This is a genomic window from Nocardia sp. NPDC055050, assembly GCF_053608345.1.
Map to the genome: position 1 here is coordinate 1 of NZ_JBSGVG010000050.1, position 17094 is coordinate 17094.

Genomic DNA, 17094 nt, shown 5'->3' on the forward strand with positions numbered 1-17094 from the left:
TGGCGCGCTCCAGCGCGCCCCCTGGGGGCCGCGAGTTAGCCGCCGTTGCTGGCGGCTGCGCCGCGGACGCAACGACGGCTAACTCGCGGCCGGGCCGCTACGCCGCTGCGCGGCGGACCCTCCTCGGGGTCGGGTAGTGGGGGTTGGGGGTGCGGTCATGGCGGCTGACTTCGTTTTGCAGGCCGTGTAGTGGGGGTCAGCAGCCTTCCGGCACAGTAGGATTCGACGGGTGGCGATCCCTAATCAGCCGATCGGCGAAACGGTCGAGCACCCGCAGGCCAACCTGATCCTTGTGCTCGGGCTGCTCAGCCCGTTCTGCTGTGGGATCTTCGGGCCGATCGCGTGGGTGCTCGGCAAGCGGGCACTCAACGACATCGACGCGTCCTACGGTGCGCTCAGCGGCCGGTCTCAGGTGTTGATCGGCTATATCGCGGGCATCTTCGGCACCATCTGCATGCTGCTGTTCGCGATGCTGTACCTGGCCGGGTCCTGCAACGGGAACTTCTAGGCTCAGTCCAGGCTCGGGCGCACGCCGGGCGCGTCCCAGGCGGGCCATTCGCCGCTGACGCTGCCGGTCCAGTTCGGCGGGCGGCGCTCCTTGAACGCCACCATCGCCTCGCCACCGTCGACACTCTTGGCAACCTGCGCGTTGAGCTCGGATTCGAGCTGCCCGACCACCGCGGGCGTCATGCCGAGGCTTTCCCAGATGAGCCGCTTGGTGAGCGCGACCGGCAGGGGAGCGGTCCCGGTGGCGATGTCGTGGGCCACCGCCATCGCGGTCATCAGCACCTCGTCGGCGGGCAGTGCGGCATTGGCCAGTCCGAGTGACTTGGCTTCGTCACCGTCGAAGGTGCGCCCGGTGAGCATGATGTCGGCGGCGTTGGCCAGGCCGGCCAGGCGCGGCACTGTCCAGTGCGCGAACCCGTCGGCGAGCACCCCGCGACGCACCTGGTTCAGCCCGTACACCGCGTCGCGAGCGAAATAGCGCAGGTCGCACTGCAGTGCGAGCGCCAGCCCGATACCGACCGCATGCCCGTTCACCGCGGCGATCACTGGTTTACGGACCTGCCAGGGGGGCGGATCGAGCGTGGCGCTCACGTCGCCACCGCGCGCGGCCAGGTCGGCGCCGGCGCAGAACGCAGGCGGGGTGCCGGTGATCACGACGGCGCGGATCGCGTCCTCGGTATCGCACCGGCGAAGGGCGGCGCTCAGCTCGGCCGCCATCGTCGGGGTGACGGCGTTCTGCTTGGCTGGCCGGTTGAGCGTCAGTAGCGCGACGCCGCCTTCGACATCGACGAGCAATTCCGAACTCATGGGATGGAATCGTACTAGCGACCGGCCAGCAAGTGTCTGCCGATCGCGTACTTGTGCACTTCCGTCGGGCCATCGTAAAGACGGAACGCGCGCATGTCCCGGAACAACATCTCCACCACCGTCTCGTCGCTGATCCCGATTCCGCCGAGCACCTGCACACAGCGATCGGTGACCTTGAACAGTTCCTCGGACACATACGACTTGGCCATCGACGATTCGTGTCTGGCCTGCTGTCCCTGATCCATCAGCCAGCAGGCGTGCCAGATCGTCAGCCTGCACTGGTGCAGCGCCACCTCGTTGTCGGCGAGCATGAACGACACGCCCTCGTGTTCGCCGATCGGCTTGCCGAACGCGGTGCGCGTACGCGCGTAGTCCAGCGCGATGGACTGGGCGCGGGCCGCCGCGCCGAGCCAGCGCATGCAGTGTGTGAGCCGAGCGGGGGCGAGCCGTAATTGCGCGTACCGCAGGGCTTGTCCGGTGCGACCGAGCACGGCCGTCGGCGGCAGCGTGAGATTGTCGAACCGGACGACCGCGTGCCCGCCGACGTAGTTGCGGTCCATCGTGTTCATGATCCGCTCGATCACGATGCCCGGCGCGTCACCGTCGGCGAGGAACAGGGTCGGCCCGGCGGGCAGGTGGGGGTTCTCGGCGAGCAGGGCCATGATGATCCAGGTCTTGGCGCCGTCGGCGCCGGTGATCAGCCACTTGAGGCCGTTGATCACGAAATTCTCGCCGTCGAACACCGCCTCCGTGCTGAGCTGCCCGGGATCCGACCCGGCCCCGCCGGGCTCGGTCATCGCGAACACCGAGCGCTGTTCACCACGAATCACCGGCATCAGATACTGGTCGACCTGCTCCGGGTCGGCGACCTTGCCGAGCAGGAACATGTTCCCCTCGTCGGGCGCGGCGCAGTTCATGGCGACCGGTCCGAGCGTGGACCACCCCGCCGCCTCGTACACCAGCGCCTGCTCGACGTGGCTGAGTCCGAGCCCGCCGTGTTCCACCGGCGCCTGCACGGTCAGCAGCTTCTCGGCGCGGGCCAGTTCGACGAGTTCGGCCCGCAGGTCGTCGTTGGGGCCGTGCGCGGTGAGCCGGGGATCGCGCTCGAACGGCACGATCTGCTCGACGACGAAGGCGCGAACCCGATCTCGCAGTGCGGCCAGATCATCCGGAACGGTGAAGTCGATCATGCTGGCCATTCTGCGCGCCGACCTCCGTGGTTCGCGGCCGTTCGGGCATCGGAGCGGGATCCGGCGCGGGTTCAGCGCGCGTGCGCGAGTTGCCGATTGCGATGTCCGACGACCCGGCACACCAGGTAGATGCCGAACGAGATCGCGGTGACGAAGGTCGACACCGGAACACCGGGGGCGAGCGACAGCAGCAGCCCGCCGACCGCGGCGACCTCGGCGAAGATCACCGACAGTACGGTCGCCCGCATCGGGCTCGAGGTCACCTGCGCGGCCGCGGCGGCCGGGGTGATCAGCAAGGCGAGCACCAGCAGCGCGCCGACGATCTGCACGCCGAACGCGGCGGTGATGCCGAGCAGTACCGCGAACACCACCGACAGCGCCCGCACCGGCACCCCGCGCGCGATCGCGACCTCGGGATCGGAGCTGGCGAACAACAGCGGCCGATACACCACGGCCAGCACGGCGAGCACGCCCGCGGTGCAGGTGACCAGCAGTGCGAGCCCGTCGTAGCCGACCCCGGCGACCTGCCCGGTGAGCAGGGAGAACTTCGACCCGGCCCGCTCCGGCGCGAGCCACAGGAACAGCACCGACAACCCGAGCCCGAACGACAGCACCACCGCGATCACCGAATCACGTTCGCGCGCACGAGAACCCAGCCACCCGAACAGCACGGCCGCGACCACCGAACCGGCGATCGCCCCGAATCCGACCCCGACCCCGACGAGCAGCGCCGCCGACGCGCCGGTGAGCGAGAGCTCGCTGGTGCCGTGCACGGCGAACGACATCTGCCGGGCGACGATCAGCGGTCCGATCAAGCCGGCCAGCAGCCCGAGCAGGGCACTCGCCAGCAGCGCCTGCTGCACGAAGTCGTAACCCAGCAGGTTCGCGGTGGTGGTGAAGTCGAACATCTGCTGGAACACCTTGGTGAGCTTTTCCATCAGGCGGTACCGCCGAGGGCGTCCATATCGTCGCCGGTTCCGACGACCACCAGACGGCCGCGTACCCGCAGCACCTCGACCTCGGTGCGGTAGAGCTCCGACAGCGTCTGCGAGGTCATCACCTCATCGGGCGTATCGATCCGGAAGCCACCGTCCACCAGGTACAGCACCCGGTCCACCAGCGGCAGGATCGGGTTGATCTCGTGGGTCACGAACAGCACCGCGGTGTCGTGTTCGCGGCGGCGCCGGTCGACCAGCTCGGCGACCAGGCGCTGGTTCGCCATATCCAGGCTCAGCAGCGGTTCGTCGCACAGCAGTACCGACGGGTCGCCGACCAAGGCCTGCGCGACCCGCAACCGCTGCTGCTCCCCACCGGACATCGTCTCCAGCGACGCGTGCGCGAACGACCCGGCGCCCACCGCGGCGATGGCCCGCTCGACCTTCGCTGCCCGGCTGCGACGCCCGCGCCATCCGAGCCCCCACCGATGCCCGTCCACGCCGAGGCCGACCAGGTCGACGCCGCGTAGCTGCACGCCCGCGTCGATGGTCTTCTGCTGCGGGATGTAGCCGATGCCCGGATTGCCCACCCCGGCTCGCCTGCCCGCGATCTCCGCGCTGCCCGAGCTCAGGTCGAGGGTGCCGAGCAGGGCGCGCAGCAGCGAGGTCTTGCCCGAGCCGTTGGGTCCGAGGACGGCGATGAACTCACCCGGCCGCACGTCGAGGTCGAGGTCGCGCCAGAGGGTGCGGTCGCCGAAGGCCATGGTGGCCCCGCGCAGCCGGATCGCCGCGTCGGCGGTCTCGATGTCCGGTGCGGCGGTGGTGTCCGACAGTGCGGTTGCCTCGGTCATGGGGGTCCTCAGCGCAGGGCCGCGGCGAGCGCCTTGGCGTTGGCGGTCTGCCACTGGATGTAATCCATTCCGGCAGGCAGGGTTTCGGTGACCTCGACCACGGCGATGCCCGCGGACTGCGCGGTGGCCCGCAGGTCCTGGGTGATCTTGTCCTCGGTCTGGGTGTTGTAGATCAGTGCCTTGACCTGCTTGGCGGTGATCAGGTCGCGGGTGGCGGCGACGGCGGCCGGGGCCGGGTCGGTCTCCTGCTCGATCGCTTCCTGGAACTCGTGCGGGGTCTTGTCCTGCGCGGTCGCGGCCGTGAGCAGGTAGTGCGCGAGCGGCTCGGACTGGGCGACCGGCGCGTTCGGTGTCTGGGTGGCGATGGTGCCGGTGATGGTGCTGACGCCGATCAGCTGATTCTTGAAGGCGACCGCGCGCTCGGTGTAGGCATCGGCGTGCGCGGCGTCGACCTGGCCGAGCTGGGCCGCGATCTGATCGGCGACGGCGGCGACGGTGCTCACGTCGTACCAGACGTGCTCGTTGTCGTCGTTCTTGTCCGCGCGCTGCTCGAACGCCTCGACGGTCCGCTTGTCCTTGCCCGAGATGGCCTTCTCGATGAACTCGTCGTAGTGCCCACCGTTGAACACGACGAGATCCGCGTCACTGATCTTGGCGGTGTCGGTGGCCGAGGTCTCGAACGAATGCGGATCGGCCGCGGGGTCGCTGATGATCGAGGTCACCTGGGCATCCGGCCCGGCGACGGCAGAGGCCACCGAACCCCACACATTGGTGGAGGCGACGATCTGGGGGGTATCGGAATCGCTGGAGCTGGTACCGCAGGCGCTGAGGACGACCACGGCCGCCACCCCCGCCGTGAGACCGGCGAACAAGCGGGCGAATCGAGGGTTCACACGGCACTCCTGGCGAGCAAGCTCTAGATCGTAATGGAAATCGTTACCGTTTTAGATTAGCAGCTACGAATACCCAGTACGAACCGCATCGAAAAGCCGGGCTCGAAATTCGAACCCGGCTTGTCGAGCGTTGTCAGACCAGGGCGTTGACCGGCTGGCTGAGCAACTGGGCGCACCGGAGCAGGCCCAGGTGGCTGTACGCCTGGGGGTGGTTACCGAGGGAACGCTCGGCGACCGGGTCGTATTCCTCGCTGAGCAGGCCGGTGGGTCCCGCGGCGGCGACCAGCTGGGCGAACAGTGCCTCGGCGTCGGAGCGCCTGCCGATCAGCAGGTACGCCTCCACCAGCCAGGCGGCACACAGGTGGAAGCCACCTTCGCCGCCGGGCAGCCCGTCGTCGTGGTGGTACCGGTACACCGTGGCGCCGCTGCGCAGTTCGGCCTCGGTGGCCACCACCGTCGCGGCGAAGCGCGGGTCGGCGGGATCGATCAGGCCGCTCAGGCCGATGTGCAGGGTGGCCGCGTCCAGGTCGGTGCCGTCGTAGGCGGCGGTGTAGGACTGGACCTCGTCGTTCCAGCCCTTCGCCTTCACCTCGTCGGCGATCGTGTCGCGCAAGCTCACCCAGTCGGGATCGGCGGGGCGGTCGAAGCGGTCCGCCAGGGTCAGGGCGCGGTCGATGGTGAGCCAGCCCATCACCTTCGAGTACACGTGGTGGCGCGGGTTGCCGCGGATCTCCCAGATGCCGTGGTCGGGTTCGGTCCAGCGGCGCTGCACCGCCGACACCATCGCGTGCACCAGTTCCCAGTCGGCATCCGGCAGGGCCTTGGCCGGTGCGGTGATGCCCTGGCGCTCGCGTTCGTGTGACATCGAGGTGATCAGGTCGACGATCGGCCCGAACACGTCGAGCTGCACCTGCATGTTGGCCGCGTTGCCCACCCGCACCGGCCGCGATCCGGCATAACCGGGCAGCGCGTCGATCACGGCCTCGGGCGGCAGGGTCTCGCCGTAGATCGTGTACAGCGGGTGCAGGCGCTCCGGTCCCGGCAGGGTGTCGAGCACCTTGTGTACCCAGCCGAGGAACTCCTCGGCCTCGGTCAGCGAGCCCAGGGTCACCAGTGCCTGCGCGGTCAGCGACGCGTCACGCAGCCAGCAGTAGCGGTAGTCCCAGTTGCGCACGCCGCCGATGTCCTCGGGCAGTGAGGTGGTGGCCGCGGCCAGGATCGACCCCGACGGGCGATGGACCAGCCCGCGCAGGGTGAGCGCCGAACGCTTCATCAGATCCGGCTTGAGCGGCGGCAGCAGCAATTCCGAGGCCCACTGCGACCAGTACTGCTCGGCGAGCTGGCGGCGCTGCGGCTCGGGCGTCATCGAGGGCGCGAGATCCGCGGTTCCGCACCGCAATTCGAGCACGACCGGCCCGAGCGACGGGTCGACCACCGCGCGCGCCTGCTCGTTTGTGCCGTCGGACAGGATCTCCCACTCCACACCGGGGGAGCGAAGCACCATCGGATCATTGGTGCCGCTGACCTGGATTCCGCTGCGTACGACCTGCATTCGCACCGGCACCTGGCCGAACTCCGGTTGTGGCGCGAAGGTGACCACGGCCTTCGCGGCGCCGGTGATCACCCTGGTCAGATCGGTGCGATCGGGAGCCACGTCGTGCGGCAGGTAGTCGGCCACTTGCAAACTGGCCCACCGGGTTTCGACCGTCATCGTGCCGTCCACATACCGCTGCGACAGCGGCAGGCTCGGCCGCTCCGGCGCCACCGTGAAGTGTCCGGCCGCCGCGCCGCCGAGCAGATGCGCGAACACCGCCGCCGAATCCGGTTCGGGGTGGCAGAGCCAGGTGACCGTCGCGTCGGGGGTGAGCAGCGCGACCGAGCGCGGGCTGGCCAGCATGCTCAGCCGCTCGATCCGGGGGGCGCTCGCCCCGGCCAGCCAGGTGCGCCGCTCCTCGACGAGGAACGCCAGCGCGCGCGCCACCTCCTCGGTGGAGTTCACATGCAACTTGGCGATGCTCTCGCCCTCGCCGACCTTGATCCCGACATCCGGTCCCGAGAGCACCCGGAACGCCTTCTCGTCGGTCACGTCGTCGCCGAAGAACACTGCGGCGGAAGCGCTTTCCTGATGGCGGATGGTGTCGAGCGCGGTGCCCTTGTCGGTGGGGATCACCGCGAGCTCGATCACCGCCTTGCCTTCGGTCACCTGCACGCCCACCCAGCAGGCCGGGCCTTGGCGAACGGAAGTCAGTGCGCGCCTGCCGATTTCGGGGCTGGCGTTGCGCACGTGCAGCGCGGCGCTGGCCGGCTTCATCTCGACGGTCACGCCCGGGTTCTCGGCGGAGATCTTCGAGAACGCGGAATTGATCTCTGTCAGTAGCTGTTTGGCGTCGTTGTCGATCGCGTGCACGAAGCCGACGTCGAACTCCGAGCCGTGACTACCGATCAGCTGCACCTCGACCGGCAGGCGCGACAGCGCCGCCAGGTCTCGGAGCGCTCTACCGGAAATCACTGCCGCAGTAGTGTTCGACAACCCCGCCAGCGCGCGTAGCGCGCTCACCGATTCCCGCTGGGGAAACGCTTTCGACGGGTCGGACACGATCGGGGCGATGGTCCCGTCGTAGTCCGAGGCAACCAAGAGCCGTGGCACGCGCGCAACCGACGCCAGTGCACGGCGGACATCCAAGGGCAGTTCCTGTGCGCTCACGCATCCAACCTAGTGATGGGAGGAGTTGATCAGGGGGCGCGAAAAACAATACTGCGTCAATTTTGCCGCGCGAGCGGCGCGGCGGGTTGTGCGCACGACCCCCGGTCGTTTGCTCGCGACCTTACGGCAAATTTCGTACCGGCGGCCCACCACCGTCTGCCGGATTCGTCGAGCTCACCGGGCACATGAGGGCGCGGCGAGGCACGCGCTCCCGGTAGATGCGCTGTTTCGCATATGCGGCGTCGGCTATGCATCTTCCTACTGGAAGGCGCACAGCCGACGGGTGTCAACAGCGATGGGCGATTTGTGATGTTGCGGTAGTGAGCTTTGCCGGGTTGCTGGGTTATCCGCGATCGCCCAGCAACAGGTCGACCGTGAGCTCGAGCCGTTCCGTGACATCGGTCGCGGACGCGCGCCGGGTGAGCCAGGCCACCAGGTTCGACAGCCACACATCGGAGATGACGCGGGCGATGGCGAGCTGACGGTCGTCGGGTTCGCCGTCGCTCATCGCGCGGGCGAAGACCCGGTCCATCACCTTGCCCACCCGATCCACTTCCGCGGCGGCCGAGGCGTCGGCGAACATGAACGCGCGCGTCATCGCCTCGGTGAGCAAGGGGTCGCGCTGCATCATCCGGGTGATCTGGGTGAGCAGGGTGTGCATGCGCTCGGACGGGCCGTCGCCGTCGGGTAGTGGCTTGCGCTTGCCTTCGAACATCTCGAATTCCCTGGCCAGCGCCGAAACGAGCAGGTGAACCTTGGACGGGAAGTAGCGGTACAGCGTGCCGACGGCCACGTCGGCGCGCTCGGCGACCGCGCGCATCTGCACGGCGTCGTAGCCGCCCTTGGAGGCGAGCGCGAGGGTCGCGTCGAGGATGCGCTTGCGCCGGTCGCGCTGTGCGCTGGAGCTGAGCTCGTCCTCGGACAGCGTCGTCACGGTGGGCGTTGGTGCGGGACTGTCCATCGTGGAAACCCTTTCGCTTCAGTGGCAATTCATCGGCCGAGCCGTGCCCGGAGCTTAGTGCGAGTGTAGGTCTCTTGACTTATACCCGGCTTAGATATTAGAACATGTTCTAGAAGTGTGAACCACGCCGGAAGGGCGGATCTTCTTGTGACCATCGCCACCACTGACGAGCACAAAGCCGTCGCGGCGTCGCTGCGGGGCTGGGCGAGCACGGTCGCGCCGATTGAAACAATGCGGACCGGCGGCTCGGCCGCCTGGCGCGGGTACTGGACCGGGCTGAGCGAGTTCGGGCTGTTCGAGGTCGCGCTGCCCGAGGACAATGGCGGTCTCGGCGGCACGGTCGCCGACCTGGCGGTCATGCTCGAGCAGACCGGCGACGACCTGGTCGGCGGTCCGGTGCTGGCCACCGCGCTGGCCGGGCTGATCACCGAGGGAGCGTTCGCCGACGGCACACCGTGCGCGGTCGCGGTGCCCGGTGACGAGCAGTCCGCGAAGGCGGTCGCCACCGATACCGGCTGGAGTGTCTCCGGCACTTGGGATTTCGTCTACGGCGCCGATGAGCTGACCCGAGTTCTCGTGCCCGCCAACACCATCGACGGCACCCGATGGCTGCTGCTGCCCGCTGAAGCGGTGACGGTGACGTCGCTGGCACACGGCGACCACACCGTGCCGCTGGCGCGGGTCAGCGCCGCCGAGGTGGCCGTACCGGCCGATCACGGCTTCGCGCCGACGGCTGATGTCACCGACCTCTTCGTAGCGCTCGTGGTAGCGGAACTGGCGGGCATCGCCGGTTGGACCCTGCGTACCGCGGTCGAATATGCCCGTGTGCGTGAACAATTCGGTAAACCGATCGGCAGCTTCCAGGCGATCAAGCACCTGTGCGCCTGGATGCTGTGCCGCACCGAGCTGATCCGCGCGGTCGCCGCCGACGCCGCCGCCGCGATCGACGAGGGCGGCGACGAGCTTCCGATCGCCGCGGCCGTGGCCGCCTCGGTGGCCCTCGATGCCGCCGTCGACAACGCCAAGGACGCCATCCAGGTGCTCGGCGGTATCGGCTTCACCTGGGAACACGACGCGCACTTCTACCTGCGCCGGGCGAGCTCGCTGCGCCAGCTCCTCGGTGGTTCGGCGCGCTGGCGCGCCCGGGTCGCCGAGCTCACCAGGGCCGGTCGGCGCCGCACCACCGGCGCCGAGCGGGTGCTCGGTGACGCCGCCGTCGACACCGCGCTGGCGGACGAGGTCGCCGCGATCGCCGCGCTCGAGCCCGCCGACCAGACGCGCGCGCTGGTGGAAGCGGGCATGGTGATGCCGCATTGGCCGCGGCCCTACGGCCGTGCCGCCGACCCGATGACCTGCCTGCAGATCGCCGAACAGCTCCGTCGCGCCGAGCTGACGACCCCCGACCTCGCCGTCGCGGGTTGGGCCGTGCCGACGCTGTTGCGCTTCGGCACCGAGGAGCAGATCGAACGCTACGTCTGGCCGACCCTGCACGGCGAGGTCATCTGGTGCCAGCTGTTCAGCGAGCCGGGCGCGGGTTCCGATCTGGCCGCCCTGCGCACCACCGCCGAGAAGGTCGACGGCGGCTGGGTGCTGCGCGGCCAGAAGGTGTGGACCTCGCTCGGCTCCACCGCGAACTGGGGCATCTGCCTGGCCCGCACCGATCCGGCCGCGGCCAAGCATCGCGGCATCAGCTACTTCCTCGTCGATATGCGCGCCGCGGGCGTGCAGGTGCGGCCGCTGGTGCAGATCACCGGCGAGGAGAAGTTCAGCGAGGTCTTCCTCGACGACGTGTTCGTGCCCGACGACTGCCTGGTCGGCGCGCTGAACAACGGCTGGAAAATCGCGCGCACCACGCTGTCGGCCGAACGGGTCGCCATGGGCGGCGGCGGTATCGGTGGCGCGCTCGAAGCCCTGCTCGACCGTTTCCCGGTCGGTGGATGGGGAACGGAACTGCGTGAGGACCGCTTCGGCGCGCTGATCACGTCTTCGGTTGCTGGATCATTGCTGGAACAGCGGATCGCGGTAGCGACAATGGCGGGCGTCGACGCGGGCGCCCAAGCCGGTGTTCGCAAACTGGTCGGTGTCCGGCATCGGCAGGAGCTGGCGGAATACGCGCTGGAACTTGTCGGCCAAGAAGGTTCCCTGGACAGTGATGCTCTGAAAGAATTCCTGCTTACGCGGTGTCTCTCGATTGCGGGCGGTACCGAGCAGATCCTGTTGACCGTGGCCGCCGAACGGATTCTCGGCCTGCCGCGCGATGCGGACAGTTAGCTCGATGAGGGAGGACGCCGTGGATTTCACCCGCGACGAAAGCGCCGACGCCGTAGCCGAGGTAGTGGTAAGCCTGCTCGAACGTGAGCCGGCCAGGGATATGGCCCTGTGGCCGAGCCTGGTCGACTCCGGTCTGCTGGCCGTGCCGGTGCCGGAACGGTTCGGCGGCGACGGTATGGGACTGCTCGAGGTATCGGCCCTGCTCATGGAGCTGGCCACCGATGCCGCGGCGGTCCCGGCGCTGCCGACCTTCGGGTTCGGTGTGCTGCCGCTGCTCGGTGTGCTGTCGGACGAACTGGCCGAACGGGTACTCGCCGAGGTCGGCAAGGGCACCGTGCTCACCGCCGCGCTCAACGAACCGGGCGCGCCGTTCACCACCGCGCCCACCACCAAGGCCGTGCGCGCGGGCGACACGGTGCGGATCACCGGGCGCAAGTCCGGCGTGATCTACGCCGAGCAGGCACGGTGGATTCTGGTGCCCACCGATGCCGGGGTGGCACTGGTCGATTCGGTCGCGCCGGGGCTCGAGATCATCCCGGTGGCGGGGTCGGCGGGTATCCCGGAGGCGACGCTGGTCCTCGACGACGTCGAGATCCCGGCCGACCAACTGCTGGCCGATGACGCGCTGCCCGTCCTGCACCGCCACGCACTGGCCTGTATCGGCGCGGTCGCCGACGGCCTGCTGAAGGGCGCGATCACGCTCACCGCCGAGCACGTGCGCACCAGGGAGCAGTTCGGCAGGCCGCTGGCCGAGTTCCAGGCCGTGGCGCAGCAGATCGCGGACCTGTACGTGGTCTCGCGCACGCTGCACGTGGCCGCGGAGTCGGCGTGCTGGGCACTGGCGCAGCCGGACCTCTCGCCCCAGCACCAGTACCGCATCGACGAGGACCTCGACGTGCTCGCCTACTGGGCCGCGGCCGAAGTTCCGCGCGCCATGCAGAAATGTCACCACCTGCACGGTGGACTGGGTGTGGATATCACCCACCCGATGCACCGCTACTACTCGCAGGCCAAAGACCTCGCCCGGCTCCTCGGCGGTGCGGGTCTGCGGCTCGACCTTCTGGGAGCAAGATGTTCATCGATCTGACCGCCGAACAGCGGCGGTTGCGCGAAGAATTGCGTTCCTATTTCGCCGATCTCATCAGCCCGGCCGAAGCCGCGGCGATGGCGGTGGACCGGCACGGCGACACCTACCGGGAGGTGGTGCGCCGGATGGGCCGTGACGGCTGGCTCGGTGTCGGCTGGCCCAAGGAGTTCGGCGGCCAGGGTTTCGGCCCGATGGAACAGCAGATCTTCTTCAACGAGGCTGTCCGCGCGGATGTCCCGCTGCCACTGGTCACCCTGCTGACCGTGGGGCCGACCTTGCAGAAATACGGCACCGACGCGCAGAAGAAGAAGTTCCTGCCCGGAATCCTGTCCGGCGATATCCATTTCGCCATCGGTTACTCCGAGCCGTCGGCGGGCACCGACCTCGCCGCGCTGCGCACCACCGCGGTCCGCGACAGCGACGGTGACTGGATCGTCAACGGGCAGAAGATCTTCACCACCGGCGCCCACGAGGCCGACTACGTCTGGACGGCGTGCCGCACCGGCACGGTCGAGTCCCGTCACCGCGGCATCACGATCCTCATCGTCGATACCAAGGACCCCGGCTACTCCTGGACCCCGATCATCACCTGCGACGGCGCCCACCACACCAACGCCACGTACTTCGACGACGTGCGGGTACCCGCGGAGATGCTGGTCGGCGAGGAGAACCGCGGCTGGCGGCTGATCACCACCCAGCTCAACCACGAGCGGGTCAGCCTCGGCCCGTCCGGCAAGATCGAACAGCTCTACGACCGCCTGCACGACTGGTCGGCGGAGCACGGTCTGCTCGGCGAGCCGGAAGTACGTCGCGCACTCGGTCGGGTGCGCACCATGGTGCGGCTCAACGAGTTGCTGAACTGGCAGGTCGCCGCCGCCGACACCTCCGCGGCACAGAACGCGGTGATCGCCGACGCCTCGGCGACCAAGATCTTCTCCACCGAATCGCTGCAGGAAGCGGGCCGCGTGGTCGAGGAGATCATCGGCCGCTACGGCGACCCCGCCGAGCCCGGCACCGCCGAACTGCTCGGCTGGCTGGACCGGCGTACCAAGCAGAACCTCGTCGTCACCTTCGGTGGCGGCGTCAACGAGATCATGCGCGAACTGGTCGCCACCGCGGGCCTCGATCTGCCGCGCGTCCCCCGATGAACAAGGAGCGGCGCGTGCCGGACAGCATCACCCCCGAGGACATTCCCGAAGCACTGGCGAAATTGTCGGCGGCGGGTGAGTCCGCGCCGCGTGCCGGTCGTGACCCGGTGAACCAGCCGATGATCCACAACTGGGTCGAGGCGCTGGGTGACACCAACCCGATCTACGTCGACGCCGAGGCAGCGAGGGCGGCAGGTCATCCCGGCATCGTCGCCCCGCCCGCCATGGCGCAGGTGTGGACGATGAACGGCCTGCGCGGGGTGCGCACCGCCGACGATCCACTCGGCCTGGCGACACAGCTGCTCGACGACGCGGGTTACACCTCCGTTGTCGGCACCAACTGCGAGCAGACCTACCACCGCTACCTGACGCCGGGGGAGGAGGTGACGGTCAGCAGCAGGCTCTCGGAGTTCAAGGGCCCCAAGCGAACCGGGCTCGGCGACGGCTGGTTCCTGACCTTCACCACCACCTGGTCGGTGGGCGACGAGGTCGTCACCGAAATGCTGTTCCGCATCCTGAAATTCGTGCCGGCTACCGCCGCTGCGACAGCGGAGCAGACGTCGGCATCGCCCGGCATCGCGCCCGCTGGTCGCGTCAGCCCGGTCATCTCGCGCGATACCGAGTTCTTCTGGGCGGGAACCGAAATCGGCGAGCTGCGCCTTCAGCGTCTGCCCGACGGCACGCTGCGCCACCCACCCGTTCCCGCGCTGTGGCAGGACAAGGCGGAGACCACCGACTACGTGGTCGCCGCGGGCACCGGCACGGTGTTCAGCTTCGTCGTGCACCACGCGCCCAAGGTGCCCGGTCGCGATCTGCCCTTCGTGGTCGCCCTGGTCGAACTCGACGAGGGTGTGCGCATGCTCGGTGAACTGCGTGGCATCGACCCCGCCGATGTCGCCATCGACCAGCCTGTCCGCGTCGCGTTCGAAAAGCTCCCCGACGGCACCGTGCTGCCGTACTGGCAGGCCGTGTGATGACCACAAAGGACGCCCCGATGACTCCCACCGTCGAACTCACCACCCTCGCGGTGGGAACCACCCTGCCGCAGTTGGTGATCCACGCCGACCCCACGTTCGTGATCAGCACCGCCCTGGCCACCAGGGACTTCCAGGATGTGCACCACGACCGCGACAAGGCGGTCGAGCGCGGGTCGAGCGACATCTTCGTCAACATCCTCACCGACACCGGTCTGGTGCAGCGCTTCGTCACCGACTGGGCCGGTCCGCGTGCGCTGGTCAAGCGCATCGCTCTTCGTCTCGGCGTGCCGCTGTACTCCGGTGACACCCTGACCCTTTCCGGCACGGTCACCGAGATCGACGGCACCCAGGTCACCATCGACGTGCACGGCACAGACAGCCTCGGCGAGCACATCACCGCCACGGCCGTCATCGCCCTTCCCGATCTGGAGCCGAAATGAGCACCACCTCCGCCGAATCCGCCGGCCTTTCCGGTCGCGCCGCCATCGTCGGCATCGGTGCCACCGACTTCTCCAAGGACTCCGGACGCAGCGAATTGCGGCTGGCCGCGGAGGCGGTCGGCGCGGCGCTGGCCGACGCGGGTCTCACGCCCGCCGACGTCGACGGCCTCACCACCTTCACCATGGACACCAACACCCAGGCCGCGGTGGCCAGGGCGGTCGGCATTCCGAGTCTGAAGTTCTTCAGCCACATCGGATACGGCGGCGGCGCGGCCTGCGCGACCGTGCAGCAGGCCGCGATGGCCGTGGCCACCGGGGTGGCCGATGTCGTGGTGGCCTATCGCGCGTTCAACGAACGATCCGGCGCCCGATTCGGTCAGTTCTCGCCCGCGCTGGCCGCCGCGCCCACGTCGTCGGGGATCGACGCGGGCTGGGCCTACCCGCAGGGGCTCGGCACGCCCGCTGCGCAGGTCGCGATGGTCGCCCGCCGGTACATGCACGTCACCGGCGCGACCAGTGCCGATTTCGGCGCGGTGGCGGTGGCCGACCGCAAGCACGCCGCGGTGAATCCCAACGCTTTCTTCTACGGCAAGCCGATCACCCTGGAACAGCACCAGGATTCGCGCTGGATCGCCGAACCGCTGCACCTGCTCGACTGCTGCCAGGAATCCGACGGTGGTGTCGCCATCGTGGTCACGAGCGCCGAACGCGCCCGCGACCTCCCGCAGCGTCCGGCGATCATCGCGGCCGCCGCGCAGGGCAGCGGCGCGGACCAGTACGTGATGACCAGCTACTACCGCGACGCCATGACCGGGCTGCCGGAAATGGGTCTCGTCGGCGACCAGCTGTGGGCGCAGAGCGGCCTGACCGCCGCCGACATGCAGGCCGCGATCCTCTACGACCACTTCACCCCGTTCGTCCTCATGCAGCTCGAGGAGCTCGGCTTCTGCCCCCGTGGCGAAGCCAAGAACTTCATCGCCGACGGCGCCATCGAGCTCGGCGGACGCCTTCCGCTCAACACCCACGGCGGCCAGCTCGGCGAGGCCTATATCCACGGTATGAACGGCATCGCCGAAGCGGTTCGCCAGATCCGCGGCACCTCGGTCAACCAGGTCGACGCCCTGGAACGCATCCTGGTCACCGCGGGTACCGGCGTCCCCACCTCCGGACTCGTCCTGACGTCGTAGCCTCGGCTCTCGTACGCTCGACCGGGTGACTCCCCGCCACCTGGTCGACGTGCACGTCCTGCTGATCCGCGGTGACGAGGTTCTGCTGAGCCTGCGCCGCAGCGGCGACGAGTTCGATCACCGCTGGCACCTGCCGTCGGGAAAGGTCGAAGCCGGCGAGTCGGTGGCGGCGGCCGCGGTCCGTGAGGCGGCGGAGGAGGTCGGGGTCGACATCGATCCCACCGCCCTGCGGTTGTTCCACGTCGCCCACGTCACCGCCCCCGGTCGCGACGCCCGGCTCGGCCTGTTCTTCCGCGTCGAGTCGTGGCGCGGTGAGCCTTTCAATCGGGAACCCGATAAATGCTATGCATTGCAATGGTTTCCGCTGACCGAGTTGCCCGCCGACCTGATCGAGTATTCCGCGCTCGGATTGGCCGCGCTGAATTCGACCGCCACCTATTCCGAATTCGGCTGGCGGGACTGACTACTCGTCAGGAAATCGGCCAGCGGTCGGGCGAGCTGGTCGACGGTGCCCGCTGTTCCCGCGCGCAGTCCCGCGAACCGATCGAAGACGAGTCCTTCCAGCAGTGCCAGGAAGTCGTGCGCCCACTCGCGTGGTTCGGCGGCGCCGAGGGCGCTGAACAGGTCTGTCGCGCGGTCCAGGGAGAACAGGCTGCCCGCCAGGCGGCCGTGCAGTTCTGGGTCGGACAGGACCTCGATGATCAGGGCGTGCCGCGCGATCAGCTCGTTACGGCGATGGACGAGTAGCTGATCGAGCCAGGTCGCGATGTCGTGCGCGACCTGTACGGGATCCATCGGCCGACTTGCTGATTCCGCCCGCGCGACCCGCGTCAGGTCTTCCGGGTCGGCCGATGATTCGTCCTGCGCGGCCACGAAATCCGCGCGTGAGCGGGTGGTGATCCCGTCGGCCACCGCCTCGATCAGGGCTCGTCGCGTGCGGAAGTAGTACGAAGTCGAACCCGCGGGCAGGGCCAGCTGGGTGTCCAGCGCGCGGTGGGTGAGCGCGCGGATGCCCCGGGTCGCGATGAGTTCGATGGCGCCCGTCACGATCTGTGCCCGCCGGTCTGTGGACATCGTCACCTCTCCTGGCCGTCGGCGACGCCCGTCCTCTACAACTGTAGAGGAACGAGGAGGTT

Annotated in this window: 16 protein-coding genes; 8 read left to right on the forward strand and 8 right to left on the reverse strand. The window is 68.8% G+C overall.

Features of this window, described 5'->3' with window-relative positions; translation table 11 throughout:
• Positions 1-229 precede the first annotated feature (229 nt).
• Positions 230-508, forward strand: coding sequence for a DUF4190 domain-containing protein (locus tag ACWGCN_RS32075; protein WP_378990714.1), 279 nt, complete (start codon positions 230-232; stop codon positions 506-508).
• Positions 509-510: 2 nt separating this feature from the next.
• On the opposite strand, the gene ACWGCN_RS32080 is transcribed toward ACWGCN_RS32075, so the two are convergent.
• From ACWGCN_RS32080 to kstR, 7 genes are all read right to left on the reverse strand, one after another.
• The gene (locus ACWGCN_RS32080) at positions 511-1314 is read right to left on the reverse strand and encodes an enoyl-CoA hydratase/isomerase family protein (RefSeq protein WP_378631577.1); all 804 of its coding nucleotides are present in this window, start codon (positions 1312-1314) and stop codon (positions 511-513) included.
• Positions 1315-1328: 14 nt separating this feature from the next.
• Positions 1329-2504 (reverse strand): acyl-CoA dehydrogenase family protein, encoded by a 1176-nt coding sequence (locus ACWGCN_RS32085; RefSeq protein WP_379312237.1) that lies wholly within the window; start codon positions 2502-2504, stop codon positions 1329-1331.
• 71 nt (positions 2505-2575) lie between these two features.
• Positions 2576-3442, reverse strand: a complete 867-nt coding sequence (locus tag ACWGCN_RS32090) for a metal ABC transporter permease (protein WP_378990712.1) — start codon at positions 3440-3442, stop codon at positions 2576-2578.
• Complete coding sequence (locus ACWGCN_RS32095; protein ID WP_452460159.1) at positions 3442-4203, reverse strand: metal ABC transporter ATP-binding protein; 762 nt, start codon at positions 4201-4203, stop codon at positions 3442-3444. Before ACWGCN_RS32095 ends, ACWGCN_RS32090 begins: the two co-directional genes overlap by 1 nt.
• A 95-nt stretch (positions 4204-4298) precedes the next feature.
• Positions 4299-5183 carry a metal ABC transporter solute-binding protein, Zn/Mn family gene (locus ACWGCN_RS32100; protein ID WP_378663345.1) on the reverse strand — a complete coding sequence of 295 codons (885 nt, stop codon included), beginning with the start codon at positions 5181-5183 and terminating at the stop codon, positions 4299-4301.
• Positions 5184-5316: 133 nt separating this feature from the next.
• Positions 5317-7887, reverse strand: coding sequence for a trehalose-phosphatase (gene otsB, locus ACWGCN_RS32105; RefSeq protein ID WP_378990709.1), 2571 nt, complete (start codon positions 7885-7887; stop codon positions 5317-5319).
• A gap of 343 nt (positions 7888-8230) precedes the next feature.
• A complete protein-coding gene (gene kstR, locus ACWGCN_RS32110; RefSeq protein WP_378631587.1) occupies positions 8231-8848 on the reverse strand; it encodes a cholesterol catabolism transcriptional regulator KstR in 618 nt (205 codons plus the stop codon).
• Positions 8849-8995: 147 nt separating this feature from the next.
• Here kstR and ACWGCN_RS32115 point away from each other — a divergent pair, with 147 nt between their 5' ends.
• From ACWGCN_RS32115 to ACWGCN_RS32145, 7 genes are read left to right on the forward strand one after another with little or no spacing between them, the layout of a single operon-like run.
• Positions 8996-11119 (forward strand): acyl-CoA dehydrogenase family protein, encoded by a 2124-nt coding sequence (locus tag ACWGCN_RS32115; RefSeq protein ID WP_452460157.1) that lies wholly within the window; start codon positions 8996-8998, stop codon positions 11117-11119.
• Positions 11120-11123: 4 nt separating this feature from the next.
• Positions 11124-12206: an acyl-CoA dehydrogenase family protein gene (locus ACWGCN_RS32120; protein WP_379312350.1), complete on the forward strand. Its 1083-nt coding sequence runs from the start codon at positions 11124-11126 to the stop codon at positions 12204-12206.
• Positions 12191-13354, forward strand: a complete 1164-nt coding sequence (locus ACWGCN_RS32125) for an acyl-CoA dehydrogenase family protein (protein ID WP_378990706.1) — start codon at positions 12191-12193, stop codon at positions 13352-13354. The genes ACWGCN_RS32120 and ACWGCN_RS32125 overlap by 16 nt, the downstream gene beginning before the upstream one ends.
• A 14-nt stretch (positions 13355-13368) precedes the next feature.
• Positions 13369-14328 carry a bifunctional MaoC family dehydratase N-terminal/OB-fold nucleic acid binding domain-containing protein gene (locus tag ACWGCN_RS32130; RefSeq protein WP_452460158.1) on the forward strand — a complete coding sequence of 320 codons (960 nt, stop codon included), beginning with the start codon at positions 13369-13371 and terminating at the stop codon, positions 14326-14328.
• A 20-nt stretch (positions 14329-14348) separates the two neighbouring features.
• Positions 14349-14771: a MaoC family dehydratase gene (locus ACWGCN_RS32135; RefSeq protein ID WP_449971594.1), complete on the forward strand. Its 423-nt coding sequence runs from the start codon at positions 14349-14351 to the stop codon at positions 14769-14771.
• On the forward strand, positions 14768-15958 hold the full coding sequence (locus ACWGCN_RS32140) for a lipid-transfer protein (protein ID WP_378990703.1): 1191 nt from the start codon (positions 14768-14770) through the stop codon (positions 15956-15958). The genes ACWGCN_RS32135 and ACWGCN_RS32140 overlap by 4 nt, the downstream gene beginning before the upstream one ends.
• 25 nt (positions 15959-15983) lie before the next feature.
• On the forward strand, positions 15984-16421 hold the full coding sequence (locus tag ACWGCN_RS32145) for an NUDIX hydrolase (RefSeq protein WP_449971597.1): 438 nt from the start codon (positions 15984-15986) through the stop codon (positions 16419-16421).
• Here ACWGCN_RS32145 and ACWGCN_RS32150 read toward each other — a convergent pair.
• On the reverse strand, positions 16394-17032 hold the full coding sequence (locus ACWGCN_RS32150) for a TetR/AcrR family transcriptional regulator (RefSeq protein WP_452459753.1): 639 nt from the start codon (positions 17030-17032) through the stop codon (positions 16394-16396). The two genes, ACWGCN_RS32145 and ACWGCN_RS32150, sit on opposite strands and share 28 nt — an antisense overlap.
• Between the last annotated feature and the right edge of the window lie 62 nt (positions 17033-17094).